The sequence below is a fragment of the Paenibacillus liaoningensis genome, assembly GCF_059609455.1.
Genome location: NZ_JCAALU010000001.1, coordinates 489,452 through 508,776, shown reverse-complemented (window position 1 = coordinate 508,776; position 19,325 = coordinate 489,452). Strand labels below are relative to the sequence as shown.

Below are 19,325 nucleotides of genomic sequence, written 5' to 3'. Positions count from 1 at the left end.
AATATATAGAACGTTTATGTTTTTTATTTTTGGGCTAAACGCTGGGTTTCTCGCCTTTTTGAGTACTTGAAGCAGCGGCTCCATCCTGGTTTTTAGTCCCTTTGCTTTTATAAGGCTTAGGCGCGTTTTTGGCTTTATTGGCACTAGCCTGCCACCGATTCCAGCCCTTCTTGTCCGTTCCTCTGCCTGTTCCACCCTTGCCCTTCGCCTTGCTCAAAAAATCACTCCTTTATGGTTGGCTCAAAATCGAGACCGTTGCTTGCTGCATAAATCCAGCCAAGGTGAAACGGCTCTCGCCGTCCTCTGGCGGCGCGGCGCGTTTCATTCCGAGAAATATAGAGAAAGTATGGCGAAATCATATGCTTTCCTATATTTTAAAAAATGAAAAAGCATCTCCTACGCCTGCATTAATTGACAGACCTGCTGTGCAACCAATGGAATAGACAGATGCAGACTCAGTATAACAATGAAACGCTTGATTTGCCAGAGGTAGCGATTATAAATGATAGCTCTTCATGGCGAAAGCAGGGTAACAGGGGCCAATGTCGGACAAAAAAAGCATCTTCAACAACGCCGATTCGCTGGTAAAGATGACGAATTTTATTATTGATTCAGGCAATATTCAGTCGTTCGTCGCTGAAACCGCACCGTTGGGGACGCTCGGGAACCTTCCTCATTTTTTCAAGGACTGAGGATCCGCTATTTTGGCTTTTTCTCCGATTTTAGGCTGTAAGGGGACAGGAAATCCGCTATTGCCCCAATACTCCCGTCAAAATGGCTTTTTGCAACGCATTAACGGCTCCTGAGTCCGCCAGTTGTGCCTTAACCCGGATTCTGTTGATATAGCGGCTGCTGTGTCCGCCAACTCTAGCTTTGTGCAAGGAGCCCCCTGAAACGTAGCAGATGATGCTGATTTTCGGCACACTCCTTTTCAGTTGCCTGCACTTTATTGGATTAAAAATCACATTCATCTCTAGTATCGGTCAGCTCTGCCCATCTCGCCATCAAAAGCTTCGCATAATCGACGGAAAATAGTCCATAATGCCCTAATGCATATCCATCATTCACTTCTATTAACAAGGTTTCCCCCTTATCCGTTAAGCCAAAATCTATCGCATATCCTTTAGGCGCGGAGGTGAACTGTGCAACCGCCTTTTCAACGACTTTATAGTCAAAATGCATTCTCCAGTCGCCTTTATACCTGCGTATATCTAATATTTCCCCGTATCTGACGAAGCATCTCCATTCCGTTACAAAATGGACGACCTCCGAGCATAATATATCAGGATCTTCACCGTATGTGCCGCAGCCTACTAAGTCCTTTGTCCCGCGAACAACGACGCCAGTGAACTTTTTGTCCTCTATTGGCTTTATAAATATGTTCCAGCTGTCTGGATTGTTTGCTATCGCGCTTAATTTAGATGTCCATATTTTTCTGCCCAAGTAGCCTTCAAGCTCCTCAGGATAATCCATTTCAGGCGTTATGATGTTATGTTTAAAAAGAGCTTTTCTTACTTCATTCACATAACCAACGACGATGTCTTCTTTTTGATTTCCTGACAGCTCGCTGACCGTTTCAAAATAATGGATTTCAAAACCCATTTGCTTGAATCCGTCAAAAGCGGCATAAAAATTATGGCTCGCAATTTCATTATCGCTATTTTTCCGAATATACGCCCTCATCTTATTCACCTTTCTATCTTGCACTACTCGAATACTAAATCTATATCATGATTATATCATTCCCTTTTTTGGAAAAAACAAAAAAATAGACTGCTCCTTGTGAACAGTCCATTAATTATTAATAAAGCAGCTTCGTCTTTCTCTTTATTTGCGCATATGATTTAGCCCTCTCCACGCCTAAAGCGTTAGAGATATACACATTTTCCACTCTGCTGCTGAGTACGCTAACCACTTCATTCGTTATCGTTCCAACTCGCTTGGCGATTTCTCCGGCTGTTATGCTCTCCTTGCCATCTTGTCCGATCAGCGTTGCCGTATCCCCTTGCTGAACCCCGGCTATCGAAGTCACATCGACCATCAACTGATCCATGCAGATTTTCCCTACTATTAAAGCCCGCTGGCCATGTATGAGTACACAGCCTCCTTTTTGGGACAGCTCGCGCGGAATGCCGTCGGCATAGCCAATCGATACCGTTGCGATTTTGCTGTCTCGTGAAGGCGTGTAGCAGCCATTGTATCCGACGGGCTCGCCTGCATGAATGCTCTTGACCAACGTAACGGTCGCTTTCAGTGACAAAACCGGACGCAGCTCGACGTTAGCATGCACGCGGTCGTTATCCTGGCTCAGGATGCCATACAGGGCGATGCCTGGCCTAACCATTCCATAACCTCGATTCGGATAATTTAAAATGCCGTAGCTGCTCTGGATATGGGTGATGCCCGGATTTACGCCATCTGCTAGGAGCTGATTGACCACGCTGTCGAATCGCTCTAACTGAAGCCTCGTAAAATCCACATCCTCCTTGCGGTGGCTTTCCGCAGACGTGAGGTGGCTGAATGTGCCCATAACTTGCAAATTTTTATGCTGATACATCGACCGTATACGCTCCATGTCGTTGTAATGTTCACCCAGCCGATTCATGCCCGTATTGATTTTAATATGCACCTTTATTTTTTTGCCAAAAGCTTGCAGCCTCTCTGCATCATCCGCATTAATAACGGTCTGTACCAGCTTGTAGCGGCGCAGCTCCTGAAGACGATGCAACGGCGTATAGCCTAAAATGAGGATATCGCCTTTGATCCCTTTTTTGCGCAAGGCTATGCCTTCATCAATTGCTGCAACAGCGAAGGAGCGAACGCCCGCTTCATTAAGCTTCCTTGAAATCGGGATGCTGCCATGACCGTATGCGTCCGCTTTGACCACCGCCATGATTTGAGTGCCTGCTTGGGCAACCTTTTTAAACTGCCTGAGATTATGCACTAAATGATCGAGATTGATTTCTGTCCATGCTCGATGCAGAGCTGGCTTTCGAGTCGCAGCAGCCAGCTTGAAATAGTCCATACCACCATAGCCAAATTTACTCACAGCTCCCATCGCCCTTCTGATGAAATACTGTCACAACAAAGCCGTCCTGATTATTGCCGGATAGTTGATAGCTATCTCCTCTAATAATAGGTACCGTTGTTACCTGCTCCTCTGCTTCCACATAATAAATTTCGGCGAAGGCAGAACGCCCCTCCACATAAAGATGCTCCTTGTGGTAAGAGAAGCTCTTCATATAGGCCGTGTACTCCTCCAAGCACAAATCCAGCTGCTTCATAAGCATAGAATGCGGATAACCCACGTAACGGTAATGCCACGGCTCGCAAGCGATGCCCGTAATGGCTTCCTTGCTTTCCTCATATCTTTGGATAAAACCGTACTCTGCCGCAAGCGCTTTGAACCTGCCGCTCGCGCCATCATCGGGAAACGTCGGACAAATATAATCGATATCGCCCATGCACAGCCCCACATCTACAGCAAGCCCCGTCTGGTGCTCGCTTGCCCCCGGAATGGCCACATATCTCGATGTGAAAGCCGCTCCATTTTCCTCTAGCGAAGCCGCATATATTTTGGCTTGCGCTTCTCTGGAACGATAGCCGCTTACTGCGGCAATATCGTCCGCCGCCTGGCACGCCTCCAAGAGCGCGGACAATGGCTGGATGCACATTTTATCAAGCATAATCCGCTGCTCCTGCACATGGCTGGCCTTAAGTATACTTGCCGGCAATGACCGGAGGCTGGGCACAATTTGTTTGACCGGATTTTCCTGATTCACTAGAATTAAGCAGCCTTTATGCACGTCTTCTCGGTTCACCTGTATACGGCTTTCTTGCTGCCTATCAAGCTGACTTTCTCTCTGCCTTTCATGCTGCCTTTCATGCTTCCTCCCGCTGGGCTTGCGGCTTATGCTTATAGCTTCCATCATAATGCCGCCTTTGCTGTCTCCAGCTCGATGAGACGGTCCAGCAGCTCAGGAAAGTCAATGCCTGCATGCTTCATCATATTCGGATACCTGCTGTGCGCCGTGAATCCGGGAAGCGTGTTGACTTCATTAAATAAGAGCCGCCCATCGCTCGCATAAAATAAATCAACCCTTGCTAGACCGCTGCACCCCAGCACGCTATAAATCCGCAGTGCCATAGCTTTCACTTTATCCGCCGTATCCTTATCGATGTGGGCAGGCAGATGAATGGCTGCTGTGCCTAGCGAATATTTTTCTACATGGTCAAAAAACTCGCCCGTCAGCGCAATTTCATCGATTTCACCGATTATGGGCTGCGAGGCATCGCCAAGTATAGCGCAGCCCACTTCAAAGCCATTCACATGCTGCTCGATTACAACTTTTCCGTCATGGGCAAAAGCTTCCTCAATGCCGCTTATCAGCTCTTGCTCTGTGTAAGCTTTCGTTATCCCGATGGAGGAACCGGATCTGGAAGGCTTCACATAAAGCGGGAAGCCCAGCTTCGCCGCTGCCCCCACTGCTTTGGCAATGGAATCGCCAGCCAGGACGGTAATCGATGGCGGTACCTCCAGTCCGGCAGCTTGGACTACATTTTTGGCCACCGCTTTATCCATGCAAATGGCAGAGGATAATGTGCCGCAGCCTACGAATGGCAGGCCCGACAGCTCAAGCAGCCCCTGCACGGTGCCATCCTCGCCATTTTTACCATGCAAAACCGGGAATACGACATCTAACGTTGTGATGTGAAATTCCGTATGCACAAGCTCAATGAGTCCTCTCGTTTCTTTGCTCGGAGATAGAACAGCCGGGACGCACTGGGCAGACTGGCTGCTCCAGCGATCCTCCCGAATGTCTGTTAGGTCCCCGTTATATCTATACCAGCGTCCGTCTCTCGTAATACCGATCATGACGACATCATATTTATCTCGATTTAAATGCTCCAGAACAGCGGCTGCTGAGGATAACGACACTTTATATTCCGTAGAACAACCGCCGAACAATACGCCCACTCGTATTTTATTCATGTTCTCCTTCATCCCCCTATCAGATGTATGAATCTAGCATAGCGGGCTTCTCTTATGAGCCTATAACCGTAAGCTTAGTAGAATCGAAACATTTGCTTATCATTTCTTAACATTTCTTAACACTTCTTAACATTTGTTTAGCAAAAACAAAAAACACAATTCCTCGTATACAAGGTCATTGTGTTTTCGTTATTAATATAAAGGAAAGCGCGTTTCAAATATCGTCTCGCCCCGCCTGCTTTTTACCGCAATCGTTCCATCATGCAGCTCCACAATGCTCTTCGCAATCGAGAGCCCAAGTCCCGTCCCGCCCGTCTGCTGTGACCGGGATTGGTCTCCGCGATAGAAGCGTTCAAATAAATAAGGCAAATATTTTTCGGGAATCGACTCGCCATAATTGACGACCTCCACTACAGCATAGCCCTGCTCCCGCCGCAAACGGACATCGACATAGCCGCCTTCCTGCCCGTATTGAATTGCATTCATGACCAAATTTTCAAAGGCTCTGACCAGCCGGTCGCCATCGGCCTTAATTTTGAGCGGAGCAGCGTCTGGAAAGACACGCCCCTTCATTCCTGCCGCTTCCAAATTCGGCACGAACTCCTCTAACAGCTGCTGGATAAAACCGTTCAAATCCAATTCGAGCTTTTCCAAAGGCATGCCGTTATTGACCCGCGTAAATTCGAATAAATCATCAATTAATTTTTTCAAGCTTAATGACTTTTCATAGGCAATGCCAATGTAATACCGAAGCTCGACCTCATCTTTATAGCGATCCTGTTCGATCAGCTCCAGAAAGCCGAGAACCGAAGTCAAAGGTGTGCGCAAATCATGAGAAACACCAGTGATCAAATCATTTTTCGTCTTCTCCGCCTTACGCTCCTCCTCAATCAACATGTTCAGCTTGTGGCCCATTTGATTGATGTTATATGCGACCTCGCCCAATTCATCCGAGGATTTTACCGCGATCTCGTAGTTCAGATTGCCATTAGCAATTTGCTGGAGGCCGAAGGTAATTTCCCTTAAATAATGAATCGTTTGATTGCTGATTAGGAAAAATACGACCAGGAAGAGAAAAAAGCAGGTGGCGATAATAAGCGGCAAACGCCCTATCGTTTCAATAATGCCGCGTATGAGCTCGCCTAGCGGCGCTATTTCTACAAGCAATACGACTGCAAAATAAAGCAGCATAAATAAAATAAAGCTGATGACTAGGCTTATTAAAAACCCGAATACGAGCTTCCAGCGAATCGTTCGAAACAGCCAGCTTCCCGTTCCAAATGCTGCAAGGCTTCCGCGATAACCAGCCTTTGCCGCATTCGTCTCCCGACTGTAGAAGAAGATTAAACAGAGGCTAAACAAAAGCAAAGCCGCAAATATGACAAGCGGTAAGGTCCCTACAATATTTTGCAGCCCTCTTACGGTTTCCCGGAATGGCCGAAAATTCATGAGCACATTGGCTGACAGCCCATAGGCGACAAACAAGCCAATTATCGTAATCGCGAAGCTTCCCAGCGTAGCAAATATAAGGCGTCTCATTTGCTCACTGTTCATAGCGCCTCCATTTTGTAGCCGATGCCCCATACCGTTTTAATAAACTTCGGATGCTGCGGGTCCTTTTCGATTTTCTCGCGAATTTTACGAATATGCACCATGACCGTATTTTTCGATTCCATGAAAGGCTCATTCCAGGCTACCTCGTAAATTCGCTCCGTACTCAAAACAATGCCCCGATTAATAGCAAGCAGCTCCAGTACGGCGAATTCACGCGGCGTCAGCTTTACCTCTTGCCCGTCGGCGGTAACGGTATGGGCATCAATATTAATGACAAGATCATCAATTACAATTTGCTGGTCGCTGCTCGGCTCCGACTTCTGAATACTCATCCGATTATAACGGCGCAAATGCGACTTAATACGCGCAACGAGCACAAGCGGACTGAACGGCTTGGACACATATTCGTCAGCACCGATGCTAAGACCCGTAATTTTATCGATATCCTGCGTCTTCGCTGACAGCATAATAATCGGGATATTGTGATCCTCGCGAATTTTCATGCAGGCTTCCAGTCCGTCCATCTTCGGCATCATCACATCAAGTATGATCAGATCAACGCTATGTTTACTCAGCAGCTCAAGCGCCTCTAATCCGTTCGACGCCTGCAGCAGCTGATAGCCTTCATTCAGCAAATAAATCTCAATCAGTTTCAATATTTCCTTCTCATCATCGACCATTAATATTGTTGCAGCAGCCATTGTGTGACCCCTTTCCTCCCAAGCCCCTTGCCTCGTCCCCTACAGTTTACCCTCCCTGCATTATGAAGGAAACAGTTTAACAACAAGGGCCTCAATACTTATGAATGGTTTAACATTTTCTTAACGATGAGCGGATACCGCTCTTATATGCTGTCCCATTTTTACGACTATTACCTATTTACGTCATTTGAGGGATTCAAATATGCATTTTACCCAAAAGCTGTTTTTTCATCGCCAAATAATTGTATGATATTTAGATACCGTCGTACAATGACGCAAGTGGAACTGAGGGAGGTATCCTTTTATGTATCGAGTAGCAATTTGTGAGGATGAGGAAAAGCAAAGAGAGCTCGTTAGAAGCATGCTGATTGCTTTGTCGATCAAGTCCAATATCGATTTTGAAATCGAATTATTCAGCTCGGGAGAACAGCTTCTCTCTCATTACGAGCGGGAAGAAGCGCCTTTCCACATTTTAATATTGGATGTTGAAATGGGCGGGCTAAACGGGATTCAAACCGCTCGAAAAATTAGAGGGCTCCATCGCCTCGATGAGCAAATTGTCTTCCTGACAAGCTACCCGGAATATATGGTCGAAAGCTTTGACGTCATGACCTTTCAATATTTATTAAAGCCGGTAGCCCCTGCGATCCTTGAGGAAAAAATAATGAAGCTATGCCAATACTTTCAAGCGCTTCACAAAAAGTTTCTGGTCATCAAGTCGGCTTATGAAGAGGTTGTTTTAAAATATGATGACATCATTGGCATCGAGGCAGCCAAAAGCTTAAGCGTAAAGAGCAAGCTGAATTTTATAACCTCACATGGAACCTATGAAAGCAAAGGCATTCTTGCCGATTATGCTTCAGCCTTGAAGGACAGCAACTTCTTGCAAATTCATCGATCCATTATTATTAATCTGCTCCATGTGAAGAAGTTTGCGAGCGGGGTCGTTCTCATGTCTAGTGGCCTGGAGCTGCCGATCGGCCGTTCAAAAATTAAAGAAGTGAAGGATTTTTATACCAAATTTATGATCATGAGGGTCAATGAAAATGAGTCATGACAACCTGTTTATTGTATTTAGCATTGCTCTTGTGATGGGCGTCCAGATTTCTTTTTTCTTCAATTCGGTTTTTGGCAAGCCAACTAGAAAGCCTTATCGATTCCTTTATTTTATTGTTTTTATCGTGCTCAATTGTCTGTATTTACTTTTTTATATCTCTCCTGTTGTATCCTCGATTTTTGCGCTGCTTGTCATATTTAGTTTGGCTCAGTCTTATAAGGTCGAGTTAAAAGCCAAAATCATTTTCACGATCCTTTATGGCGTGCTAATGTCCATCGTTAATCTCATCTCGCTTTATATTTTTTATAAACTGGATTCCGTTGACTTCAGCAACTTTAATTCGATTAATGCTCAGGATCAGCTCGCTTATACGAAGGCTACTTTGCTCACCTGCGTCATCATGTTTGCAGTCATTCAAATGATCCGGCTAATTGCCAAACACCGAAGCTTCTCTTTGCATTACCGTTACTATTTGCTCATCATGATTATCCCTGCAATCAGCCTGTACCAGCTTAATGTGCTGACAAGCTATAGCGAAAAGAACATTCACTATTTCATATCGGTCATCGGATTTCTTTTCATCAATGTGATGATCATTTATATTTTTGATATGATTATTGAAAAATTTCAATTTATGCATGAGAATGCCCAATTGCAGCAGCAGATGGACTATCAGGATGCCAATTACGAGAAAACCGTTCATAGCTTCAAATCGATTAAGAGGATCATTCATGATACGAACCAGCAGTTTTTGTACATCGAGGAATGTATTAAACGAAATGAGCTGGCGGCAGCGATGGAGCATATTAAGACAACGTTAAACAAAGTCGAAGGCGCCTATCAGAGGGTGAATACGGGGAATCTCGTTATTGATGCGCTTGTTACGAATACGCTTACGATTGGCCAGGCGAATGGCATACGAATCGATACGAAGCTTAACCTGAACGCCCAGGAAGTTGCCATTGACCGGTATGACCTATGTGTCGTCCTAGGAAATATGCTGGATAATGCCATCGAAGCTTCTAAACAGGTGCGAATCGCTGAGGATCGCTCCATTCTCATTCACATCCATGCCAATGAATCGGCACTGTTCATCCATATCCTTAATCATATGGAAACAGAGGCCGCCTCGTTGAACAGCCAGAAGCCGAACCCAGAGTACCATGGCATTGGCTTAACCAACATTGCTAGAATATGCGACAAATATGGTGGTCATATGACGATCGAGACGAAGCCGAAACGTTTTCAAAATATGGTCATGCTGCCCTTTTGAACGAACAATCCTTAAACAATCTTGTTGTTTAGGGATTGTTTTTTTCGTTTCAGGGTCATTTGCTCCATATGCCTCTCCCTCCTAGTAAGATACATGCAGGAAGTAAAATTTGGCAATGGACTTAAGAGGAGGATTTTAAAAATGAAAAAAATGATTGCTGGATTAATGGCTGCTGCGCTGTTCATTATCCCCGTAACCCAGACGTTTGCTCAGGCGAATAAGGGAGCGGCTCTGGATACGGTTAAGGAAAAGGCAGAGCTGCTCGCCTCGGAGATTGTGTCCAATTACGGTGTCAGCGGGCTGCAATATGCGATTATGGATGAGGGGGCCGTTGCCCTATCGGATAGCGCGGGGGTAGATGATAAAGCGACCAAGGCGCCCATTACGAAGGACACGATGCTCGGAATAGGCTCGGTAAGCAAAATGTACGTTACAGCGGCAGCGATGATGCTCGCTGATGCTAAGCAAATCGATATCGATAAGCCGCTGACGACGTATATCAAGGATTTTAAAATGGCCGATGAGCGCTATAAGCAAATAACGCCGCGCATGCTCATGAATCATTCAGCAGGACTTTACGGCTCCCACTATGAAAGCAGCATGCTGTTTGGTGACAATGATACAAGCAATCATGATAAATTATTGCTCCGCTTGCAATCCGAACGGTTAAAATCAGCTCCCGGCGAATATTCGGTATATAGCAATGACGGTTTCCAGCTGCTTGAGCAGTTGGTTGAACGAGTGAGCGGTTTAAGCTATACCGAATTCATTGCGCAGCGTATAGCCAAGCCTCTGAATTTAAGCGCTACGAAAACACCACTCGACTCCTTTGATCGGACTCGACTGGCTAAAACGTATTTTCCGACGATGAATCAGGCTATGCCCGTCGAAAACGCCAATGTCATTGGGACAGGAGGCATTTACTCAACGGCAGAGGAATTAAGTAAATTCGCTGACGTATTAATCGGCAATTATCCTGATATTTTATCCGCACAATCTGCTGAAGCGATGCAAAGCCATGAGTATAAAAAAGGCATCTGGGTTTCGGATGAGTCCAATACCTTTAACTATGGTCTTGGCTGGGATGCCGTCAGCTTGGCACCGTTTGATGATTATGGAATAACAGCCCTCTCTAAAGGCGGAGATACGATGATGTATCACGCTGCCCTGATTGCGCTGCCTGAGCACAACATTTCCATCGCCGTGCTTTCCTCGGGAGGAAGCTCCCTTTACAACAGCGTTTTTGCAACCAATGTTTTGCTAGAATATTTAAAGGCAGAGGACATTATTCCAGACATTCAGCAGGGTAAAACGTTCGAGCCTTCCGTGAAAGTCGACATGCCGGCAGATCTACTTGCGTATTCCGGATTTTACGGTACAGTGGGATCAACGTTGGATATTGCGATTGAGGACGGAGAGCTTGCTTTACCCGCTTTAATGGGAGGAATTATACCTGAACAAAAATACGTATACACAGGCAATGGACAATTCAAAAACAAAGAGGGCAGCATAACGCTAAGCTTTGATGAGCAAAGCAATGGCAAAACGTATTTAAAGCTTAGCTCCTATTTGGATTTCCCGGGAATCGGCCAAACGCTCATGGTCGTTTACAGCTATCAGAAGCTGGACCCTAATCCTTTAACACCAGCAACGAAACAGGCTTGGGAAACTAGAAACGGCAAAAGCTACTACCCTTTGAATGAAAAAATCACTTCTATTTTTTATTTGTTGCAGCCCTATTTCGTGAAGAAGATAGCTGTGAATACCGAGTATGGATACGCATCAGGCACTAAAATTGTAGATGAAAATACAGCAGTCAATGCTGTTGAAATTCCGGTTACGGACGGAAGAGATGCCTTTGACCTGAATTTCTATTCGGTGAAAAATAAAGAATATTTGATGATCGACGGCTCCTCCTTTATCCGTGAAGATGCGATCGCGCCTCTTTTCAGTGGAAAATTGTCGGTTAGCACGATCCCACCCAGCGGTCATGCCGTATGGTATAAAATTGACAAGAAGTCAGCGAATAAAAAGATGACTGTGGATGTGCCAGCAGGCAGCGGCTTTGCCGTGTATGATGCAGCAGGAATGATCGTCAACTTCTCGATCGCCAGTCTTGAAAAATCGGTGACGCTGCCAAAAGACGGACTCATCGTTTTCGGTGGTAAAGCCGGGGATTCCTTTAAAATTGATTTGAAGAAGCAATAAAAAAATAAATCCCCTCTTAGAATGGCATTTCGCATGCTCTAAGAGGGGATTTTCATCCATTAAACAGCGTATTCTATTTACGATTGTCGCTTCTTTCTATTTCCTCCATGCTTTTCCGCTTTCCTATCCCAAACACATAATAGCCCACAATGACGATAACCGGAAACCACTTCGATTTGAACGTATGGTCATGCATGTCATTTTTCCAGCGCTTTCTGAATTTAAACTGGCTGAATGCCAGCGCAAACCACGGTACCATTCCCGGAAGAACACTTGCACTGTAAATATACAAAAACATTTTGGAATCTGGCATTAAATAGTTCAACAATACACCGATCAACAGCAAGCAGATGGTCATAACAATGCTGTTTCGAGGAGTTCCGCCCTTGGACACTTTGCCGAGAAATTTAGGCGCCTGACCGTTTTGAGACAACGTATATAGCATTCGTCCCGCACTATAAATCCCGCTGTTGCATCCCGACATAGCCGCTGTAAGAACGACAAAGTTGATAATACCCGCAGCGGCGACAATCCCTACCTTCGCAAAGGTCAATACAAACGGACTGCCCGTCACTTGTGATCGGACTGTTTGGATGGAGATAAAGCACTTATATGGAGTTCAAAGCCGATTAGTATTGGTTATAAATCCGGTAAAGGAATACCGCTGCTTCCGCGCGGGTTGTTAGCGCCCCGGGATTAAGCTTACGTCCAGAACCGGAGATTAAACCTTCTTCCACAAGAAGCGTGAGGCTTGATTCCGCATAGGCAGCTATATCCTCTCTGTCGCTATAAGGCTCCAGCACGGAGACATCTGCTTCAGCTTCCAGCCCTCTGAACTTCTCCAACGCCCGGGCCGTCAGTACGATCATATCCTGCCGCGAGATGCTATCCTGTGGATGGAATTCATTGCTGCCTGATCCTGTTGCTAAGCCTAGCTGCTTGGCAATGCCCAGCGCTTCATAATAGTAGGCGTCCGAATCTGCATCAGCGAAGTTTTCTTTAAACTCGGTTGTCAGCCCTAACGTCTTCACCAGCAGAACTAGGTAATCGGCCCGAGTGATGTTGGCGGCCGGCATATAGGTCTCAGCCGATGTGCCGCCAATGATCCCCTTGGAGGCCATCACCTCAATTGAGTGCCTAGCCCATTCCACTTTGCCTAAGTCTGCAAAGGTTTTGTGAACATAGGCCACTGCGTAGGAGCTAAAATGCGACGTTTCAAAGGTTACCGTTCCGCTCACCGCATCATAGCGTCCGCTTGGAACAGCGATGGCGTCGCCACTGCCATCCATATACCAAATGACGATATGCTCTGGATTTTTCAATTCTTCAGCCGTTGGTGCGTAAGGGATCGTGATTTTAACTGGCGCAGCTGGATTGTTCCACGGCGTCGTTACGCCATTCAGCGCCAATGTAAGCTCAATTAGCGGGCGGTCGCCAATCGCTTCAGCCCCTTTAGCGGACAATCCTTTCTTATCGCCAACGCCGATCGTAAGGCTTGCGATTTTCCCATTCGTTTCTGCCATGCCATGCAGCATGTTAGCTGGAATGGCTATACTGCCTACACGAGTTATGAAAATGAGTTCACCAGCGGCTTGCGCCATGGACAGTGAATCTGCTGGCACTTCGAGCGTGTAAGATTGTATAGCAGGGATATTGGGCACAGTCATAACCGTCGTCTCGCTGCCGGTGAATATCTGTTTCGCCAGCTCGCCAATGGAAATGACTGCGCGCCCTGCTGCTGTATCAACCTTGACCGGCAGTGTTGGAAGCGTCGTTCCCCCGCTTCCTGTAACGGTTACAGAGTATGCCGGTGGCACCGTACTGCCTCCACCGTTCCCGCTTCCTCCACCGTTACCATTGCCACTATTACCGCCACTACCATTGCTTGGTTGGTTTACCGTCAGTGTCACGGTATAAGTGTCCGCTGAATCTGTAAATCCATCGTTGGCTGTGAAGACCAGCGTCACAGTCCCTGCCAATGTTGGCGTGTACGTGTAATTCTCGGTTGCCGCTACTGCCGCCGTACCATCCACCGACACCTTGTACGTCAAGCCATCGCCATCTGCATCTTCAAAAATGTTAGCAAGATCAAGTGTATATGGCGTATTCACTGTCACAATTGCGGTTGCTGTCGCATCCACATCTGCTTGGCGGACAGGCACCGTGTTGACCGTCAGCTCTACCGTATAGGTGTCCACCGAATCGATTGTTCCATCGTTCGCTGTAAAGAGAAGCGTTACTTGGCCTGCTTTTGTCGGCGTGTACATATAATTTTCCGTTGCAGCAACAGCGGCTGCTCCATCTATGGATACCTTGTACGTTATTCCATCGCCGTCTGCATCTTCAAAAATAGCAGCTAGATCGAGCGTATAGGACTCGTTCAGCGTTATAACGGCATTAGACGTCGCTCCAACGCTCGACTGACGTACTGGCATCGTATTAGCTGTAAGCTCCACCGTATAGGTATCTACAGAATCTATCACTCCGTCGTTCGCCGTAAAAACAAGCGTGTATTCGCCTCCCGCTGTCGGCGTATACATGTAATTCTCTGACGCAGCTACTGCCGCCGCACCATCCACCGACACCTTGTACGTCAAGCCATCACCATCCGCATCCTCAAAAATGCTGGCAAGATTAAGTGTATACGGCGTATTCACCGTCACAATGGCTGCTGTCGTTGCAGCTACATCTGCTTGGCGGACAGGCACCGTATTAGCCGTGAGCTTCACCGTGTAGGTGTCCACCGAATCGTTCGTTCCATCGTTCGCTGTAAAAAGAAGCGTTACTTGGCCTGCTGTTGTCGGCGTGTACGTGTAATTTTCAGCCGCTGCTACCGCCGCCGAACCATCCACCGATACCTTGTACGTCAATCCATTTCCGTCGGCATCTGCAAAAATAGTGGCAAGATCGAGCGTAAACGGCGCATTTACTGTCACCGTCGCTTCGACTGTCGCATCCTTATCCGGCTGGCGGACAGGCAGCGTGTTCACCGTCAGCTCTACCGTATACGTGTCCGATGAATCGCTCATGCCATCATTAGCGGTAAAAACGAGCGTAATTTGACCTGCCGCTGCCGGCGTATACGTATAATTCTCTGCTGCTGTTACTGCCGCAGCGCCATCTATGGATACGTCGTAGGTTAATGTATCCGCGTCTGCATCTTCAAAAATAGCGGCTAGATCAAGCGTATACGCTGCATTTAATGATACAGTCGCAGTTGTCGCTGCAGCTACAGCCGCCTGTCGAACAGGCGCTTGATTCACCGCCAACTCCATCGTATACGTATCGTCCGAAATATCTTCGCCATCACTTGCCGTGAAAACAAGCGTTACTGGACCTGCCGTATTTGGCGTGTAGGAGTAGGCTGCGCTTGCTGCTACCGCTGCTGCGCCGTTCACCGCTACGTTATAGCTTAGCGGGTCGCTGTCCACATCTTCAAAGATCGTCGAGAGATCAAGCGTATAAGGCGTGTTTAGCGCTACTTTGGCAGTGTCCGCCGCATTTACATCCGCCTTGCGATTAGGCTTATTGTTAGGCGCCTCTATAACGGTCAAGTTGAAGGACTTTATCCGGGTTTGCCCTCCCGATTTGCTGATTGTAGCTGTCAAAGTAACGGCATGATCATCATCGGTTGCCCTTGTCACTTGGCCTGTGCCCGGATTAATGAGTCCGCTCGCCGATGCGCTCCATAGAATAGTTGAACCCGCGGCGCCATTTGTCGGAAGATTTAGATCCGCTGTCACATTATTTTCCGAGCTATTGGTTCCCTTAATCAAATCCCAGGTTAAATTCACATAATCCAAAGCTGTGGATTCTTTCGGCGTATAAGACTGCCACTGGAGAGAAGGATAAGTGTACCCTTCCACTACTCTCCATATATTGTTGAAGTCCCAAGCGGAGTAGGTCGCCTGCTGCATAAGCTCTCCGTCATTTTTAGCTGAGCCTCCGGCCGATGTAGCAGCACTTAAATTATAGTAATAACTGTTTGTAACATTGCCGCTAGGATTGTAGCCAATCAGACCGCCAGTGGCATCCCTCCCGCCACTTGCAATACCCGCGCTATAGCTGTTGCTGACATCTCCCATATTCATCCCAACGAGTCCGCCTACAAAGACCGAGTTATCGCCGCTGGCACTTCCTGTGCTGTAGCTATTGTTAATCGATCCACCTGACTTATAGCCAACCAAACCTCCAGCCATTCCATCTGTATCGGTGTCTGTATTGCCTGTACTGTAGCTGCCGTTGATATTGCCTGCATTTCTGCCGACTAACCCCCCGGCAACCGAGCTATTTTTGCCGCTGGCATTACCGGAACCGAAGCTGTTATTAATGGTTCCGCTTGATGTATTGGAGCCAATCAGACCGCCTGCTGAAGATGCATCTCCCGTCGTTACCGTACTGCTGCTTTCGCTATCGCTAACGGTTCCCGCGTTCATGCCAACGAGACCGCCAGCATAAGCCTGAAGATGATTTGCATTTACAGAGCCGCTGGCGCTGCTGCCCATGATTGATCCAGCATTCACACCGACCAGGCCGCCCGCACTAAAGATATCAGCGCCACTAGTAATGACGCTGTTGCTTGAGCTATTGATGATCGTCCCTGCGTTATTACCAACCAGACCCCCTACCGAGGTAGGATCGGTGAAAGAAAGGAGACCGCTTGCCTTGCTATCAGTAACGGTTGCACTCGATGCGGTGTAGCCGACCAAACCTCCGACATGCGCATTATTTCCTGTAGCCGTAATATTGAAATCGGCCAGCGTCATATTTTTCAGTAAAGCCCCGCTACTTAATTCTGAAAACAAGCCCACAAAGATATCTGCTGAATTCATATTCAGATTATAAATGCCAAAACCATTGCCGTCATAAATACCGCGAAAGGCCCCGAGCGGCGTCCAATTTCCAGTCAAGTGAATATCCCCTGTCTGCTGAAAATAAGCTCCTGCTCCCGGAATATTGACGTTGCTTAATTCCGCCGCGCTTGACACTTTATAGGGATTCGCAAGCGTGCCGTCTCCCCCTGAGAAATTCACCGTATCTTCGGCCGCATACACGACTTGGGGCATCCCCGTCGTCAGCAGCATGCCTGAGAGCATACTGATGACGATAAGCATAACCGCCGCTCTGTTCCATACTCTTTTATCCATTTTATGGCCTCCCGATTGCTTTTTTCTGTTTGTTAATGAACGCGCCAAGAAATCAGCATCTTAATAGCGACGCCTTAGCGTATCCATATAATTATACTAAGATCCAATAAAAGAATAATAAAAGAATTTAGGGATAAAATGCGAAAAACCGCGGAGCACTAGGCTTTCGCGGTTTTTGTTTAATGGGGGATATTTTATTATTGGCGCTTCCCAGGCCAAATCTCCCCCATTATTTTCTTCTATAGAACTTTTCCCAATCGTAAATAATTTCTACGAGTGAAAATTTCGACTGGTATCGTTCATTTTTTTCCCATTCCCTAATTGCTTGTTTTCTTGTTTGATAAAATTTGTAATCGCTTATGTTCCAAGAACAATAAACTTTTCTGTACCATTTACCATTACTCATACAACCTGCATAACGACGTACAGCTTTAGCAGCTTGGCGTTTTGCCCAACGCGTTTCTGGAGTCGTATGATCGCTATTGACGGGTGATTTTTTATAACTTCTGCTCAAACGCTCTAACCTCCTTCTGGGAAGCTAGAGACCGTCCAACGTTTTCATCGTATTCACCCCTTCTCTCTTTCTTTATCATACGTTATCTCAAATTTTGTCTCTACTCTAACTTCAATCTACTCATCGTCTACTGCCCGGCCCTCTGTTCATATCCAGCCCGCCATTTCCCCTTGAGCCTGCGTCCGATTGGGTTATCGCTTGAGCGGTAATGGCCTCGCATGAGGCAAGCACCAAGGAGCAGCTGAGCATAACGATAATTAAAGCAAAGCCATATCTTGTACTGCGCATCTTTAGCTCACCTCTTCCAGCGTATAATCGTTATCGGAGGAAATATTTTTTCCACCCATACTCATAAAAATCTTTAAAACCCATGTAGGATAACACAATCAGCAATGGATACACGGGGTAGATATATCGGGACTTGATTTCCCATAACAAATAAAACCCGATGAATCCTAAAATGACGAGAATTAAAGAGGTTTCTTCGAATCGCTTGCTTTTAATTCCACCAAGCAATCGGATGAAAATCCCGACATACATTAGAAAGCTCATCACATACAGCATCCAAAGCAGCACCGTTCTATAATTTGAATCAGCTTTAAACAAGTCCGTCGCCCATGTCGTATAGCTGTAGCGCTCCAGATTAAAGCTCCTTCTCCCTCCTGTATCGGACGAGCCATCGTTGCCCATGCCGTACCGCTCCATCTGGTACGTTCCTTCCGTCCACGTCCAAACGATCTTTTTAAAATACATTTCTGTTAAATCGCCTATACTCGCCTCGGAGAGCTTATTGCTAATCGACTCCTTAAACAGCTCTACACTGTCCGCCTTATTATAGCCCGCGTCTCTTTGATAAATATTGTAGCTTTGCCGGCTATCCCAAAACCCAAATGTGTTTTTGTTAATGCCCATATTCAGCCACATGTAGATTGGCGCAGAATTTTCGTTGACCGATTCATCTACGACATTCGCCCCTTGCAATACCGCATTTTGCGTCCAGGCCGGAACATTAAACAGCGCCGCCATTAGGATCAGCGAGGCGATAGCCTTCTTCACTCCGATTTTCCTTATGTTGAAAATAAGGCTCAGCAGCACAGCGATCAGAAAAATGACGCCGATGCTTCTGAAATAGTTGCCAATGGCCAGCAAAATGGCCGCGAGGATGATCGTCTTAAGCGATTTTGTTCGGATAAACCTCACCGAGAAATATAAGGCGCTGGTCAGAAAAGCGGTAGCGATTACATCGTTATAAATAAAATTGCTCATAAACAGTGCCGGAATATAGGTCGCGCCAAACACTAGAACGCCGTAGTCATTTTCCTTGGACTTGCTATTCAGCTCTCTATAGAGCAAGTAAATCATTAGTGTAGTAACGAGCGTAAACATAATGTTAAAGATTTTGATGACCAAATAATTATCTGGAAATAGCTGCAGCAGTGTTTTTAAGTATAGGACGATGGAAAAGTTAAACGGAAACATATACAGATATCCGCCGGTCTGAAAGGTGGAATAATCCTTTTGATACAGCATATTCATCGCCAGAGAAAGCACCGTCTCGGAATCATCCGTAGGCAGGCGGGGAAACAGGAAAATGATCGCGATTTGGAGCGCACACGAAAGCAGCAGCGTGGCAGGAATAACGATTTTCCAGCTGTAATTGTTCAGCTTCAAGCAAAGCTTGTATAGAAAGATGCTTAAGGCGAGGACTGTCCCGATGATCAAAATAAATAAAACCAGCTGCTGCTTTCCCAAGTGTGGCGTATCGCCGTATTCGTAAAAATGATATTCCGCCCTCACAAAAAACGACGACGCGATAAAAAGTCCGATAAAACAAGCAAGCATCACATACAATATTTTTTGAATGCCCTTAACCATGGA

At 46.4% G+C, this 19,325-nt stretch carries 16 protein-coding genes; 4 read left to right on the top strand and 12 right to left on the bottom strand.

Annotation, left to right across the window (positions count from 1 at the left end; all coding sequences use genetic code 11):
• Positions 1–34: 34 nt before the first annotated feature.
• Complete coding sequence (locus tag AC6B99_RS02090; RefSeq protein WP_046231511.1) at positions 35–217, bottom strand: DUF3934 family protein; 183 nt, start codon at positions 215–217, stop codon at positions 35–37.
• 325 nt (positions 218–542) lie between these two features.
• On the opposite strand from AC6B99_RS02090, the gene AC6B99_RS02085 reads away from it, so the two are divergent.
• Positions 543–692, top strand: coding sequence for a hypothetical protein (locus AC6B99_RS02085; protein ID WP_155973115.1), 150 nt, complete (start codon positions 543–545; stop codon positions 690–692).
• A 262-nt stretch (positions 693–954) separates the two neighbouring features.
• On the opposite strand, the gene AC6B99_RS02080 is transcribed toward AC6B99_RS02085, so the two are convergent.
• The 6 genes from AC6B99_RS02080 to AC6B99_RS02055 all read right to left on the bottom strand — a co-directional run bounded on the left by AC6B99_RS02080 (position 955) and on the right by AC6B99_RS02055 (position 7,248).
• Positions 955–1,683 (bottom strand): ATP-grasp domain-containing protein, encoded by a 729-nt coding sequence (locus tag AC6B99_RS02080; RefSeq protein WP_494880081.1) that lies wholly within the window; start codon positions 1,681–1,683, stop codon positions 955–957.
• A 118-nt stretch (positions 1,684–1,801) separates the two neighbouring features.
• On the bottom strand, positions 1,802–3,049 hold the full coding sequence (gene vanT, locus AC6B99_RS02075; protein WP_496662628.1) for a serine racemase VanT catalytic subunit: 1,248 nt from the start codon (positions 3,047–3,049) through the stop codon (positions 1,802–1,804).
• Positions 3,042–3,782 carry a D-alanyl-D-alanine carboxypeptidase family protein gene (locus AC6B99_RS02070; RefSeq protein WP_496662627.1) on the bottom strand — a complete coding sequence of 247 codons (741 nt, stop codon included), beginning with the start codon at positions 3,780–3,782 and terminating at the stop codon, positions 3,042–3,044. Before AC6B99_RS02070 ends, vanT begins: the two co-directional genes overlap by 8 nt.
• 146 nt (positions 3,783–3,928) lie before the next feature.
• The gene (vanG, locus tag AC6B99_RS02065) at positions 3,929–4,993 is read right to left on the bottom strand and encodes a D-alanine--D-serine ligase VanG (protein ID WP_056034608.1); all 1,065 of its coding nucleotides are present in this window, start codon (positions 4,991–4,993) and stop codon (positions 3,929–3,931) included.
• A gap of 192 nt (positions 4,994–5,185) precedes the next feature.
• A complete protein-coding gene (locus AC6B99_RS02060) occupies positions 5,186–6,547 on the bottom strand; it encodes a sensor histidine kinase (RefSeq protein WP_235533133.1) in 1,362 nt (453 codons plus the stop codon).
• Positions 6,544–7,248, bottom strand: a complete 705-nt coding sequence (locus tag AC6B99_RS02055) for a response regulator transcription factor (RefSeq protein ID WP_099516986.1) — start codon at positions 7,246–7,248, stop codon at positions 6,544–6,546. Before AC6B99_RS02055 ends, AC6B99_RS02060 begins: the two co-directional genes overlap by 4 nt.
• Before the next feature lie 304 nt (positions 7,249–7,552).
• On the opposite strand from AC6B99_RS02055, the gene AC6B99_RS02050 reads away from it, so the two are divergent.
• The 3 genes from AC6B99_RS02050 (at position 7,553) to AC6B99_RS02040 (ending at position 11,786) form a co-directional block, all read left to right on the top strand.
• Positions 7,553–8,305 carry a LytR/AlgR family response regulator transcription factor gene (locus tag AC6B99_RS02050; protein ID WP_056034603.1) on the top strand — a complete coding sequence of 251 codons (753 nt, stop codon included), beginning with the start codon at positions 7,553–7,555 and terminating at the stop codon, positions 8,303–8,305.
• On the top strand, positions 8,295–9,578 hold the full coding sequence (locus AC6B99_RS02045; protein WP_056034601.1) for an ATP-binding protein: 1,284 nt from the start codon (positions 8,295–8,297) through the stop codon (positions 9,576–9,578). Before AC6B99_RS02050 ends, AC6B99_RS02045 begins: the two co-directional genes overlap by 11 nt.
• Positions 9,579–9,719: 141 nt before the next feature.
• Entirely contained in the window at positions 9,720–11,786 is a 2,067-nt protein-coding gene (locus tag AC6B99_RS02040) for a serine hydrolase domain-containing protein (protein ID WP_496662626.1), read from the top strand.
• A gap of 73 nt (positions 11,787–11,859) precedes the next feature.
• On the opposite strand, the gene AC6B99_RS02035 is transcribed toward AC6B99_RS02040, so the two are convergent.
• The 5 genes from AC6B99_RS02035 to AC6B99_RS02015 form a co-directional block, all read right to left on the bottom strand.
• The gene (locus AC6B99_RS02035) at positions 11,860–12,387 is read right to left on the bottom strand and encodes an amino acid permease (RefSeq protein ID WP_496662693.1); all 528 of its coding nucleotides are present in this window, start codon (positions 12,385–12,387) and stop codon (positions 11,860–11,862) included.
• 28 nt (positions 12,388–12,415) lie between these two features.
• On the bottom strand, positions 12,416–16,933 hold the full coding sequence (locus AC6B99_RS02030; protein ID WP_496662625.1) for an Ig-like domain-containing protein: 4,518 nt from the start codon (positions 16,931–16,933) through the stop codon (positions 12,416–12,418).
• Between the two features lie 229 nt (positions 16,934–17,162).
• On the bottom strand, positions 17,163–17,447 hold the full coding sequence (locus AC6B99_RS02025; protein WP_496662624.1) for a hypothetical protein: 285 nt from the start codon (positions 17,445–17,447) through the stop codon (positions 17,163–17,165).
• 120 nt (positions 17,448–17,567) lie between these two features.
• Complete coding sequence (locus tag AC6B99_RS02020; protein ID WP_496662623.1) at positions 17,568–17,735, bottom strand: hypothetical protein; 168 nt, start codon at positions 17,733–17,735, stop codon at positions 17,568–17,570.
• A 30-nt stretch (positions 17,736–17,765) separates the two neighbouring features.
• Positions 17,766–19,322, bottom strand: coding sequence for a glycosyltransferase family 39 protein (locus AC6B99_RS02015; protein ID WP_496662622.1), 1,557 nt, complete (start codon positions 19,320–19,322; stop codon positions 17,766–17,768).
• Positions 19,323–19,325: the final 3 nt, after the last annotated feature.

Coding starts and splice junctions, on each gene's coding strand:
- AC6B99_RS02060 (WP_235533133.1), bottom strand. CDS start 6,547: ATGAACAGTGAGCAAATGAGACGCCTTATATTTGCTACGCTGGGAAGC.
- AC6B99_RS02050 (WP_056034603.1), top strand. CDS start 7,553: ATGTATCGAGTAGCAATTTGTGAGGATGAGGAAAAGCAAAGAGAGCTC.
- AC6B99_RS02015 (WP_496662622.1), bottom strand. CDS start 19,322: ATGGTTAAGGGCATTCAAAAAATATTGTATGTGATGCTTGCTTGTTTT.
- AC6B99_RS02085 (WP_155973115.1), top strand. CDS start 543: ATGTCGGACAAAAAAAGCATCTTCAACAACGCCGATTCGCTGGTAAAG.
- AC6B99_RS02030 (WP_496662625.1), bottom strand. CDS start 16,933: ATGGATAAAAGAGTATGGAACAGAGCGGCGGTTATGCTTATCGTCATC.
- AC6B99_RS02080 (WP_494880081.1), bottom strand. CDS start 1,683: ATGAGGGCGTATATTCGGAAAAATAGCGATAATGAAATTGCGAGCCAT.
- AC6B99_RS02045 (WP_056034601.1), top strand. CDS start 8,295: ATGAGTCATGACAACCTGTTTATTGTATTTAGCATTGCTCTTGTGATG.
- AC6B99_RS02020 (WP_496662623.1), bottom strand. CDS start 17,735: ATGCGCAGTACAAGATATGGCTTTGCTTTAATTATCGTTATGCTCAGC.
- vanG (WP_056034608.1), bottom strand. CDS start 4,993: ATGAATAAAATACGAGTGGGCGTATTGTTCGGCGGTTGTTCTACGGAA.
- AC6B99_RS02055 (WP_099516986.1), bottom strand. CDS start 7,248: ATGGCTGCTGCAACAATATTAATGGTCGATGATGAGAAGGAAATATTG.
- AC6B99_RS02040 (WP_496662626.1), top strand. CDS start 9,720: ATGAAAAAAATGATTGCTGGATTAATGGCTGCTGCGCTGTTCATTATC.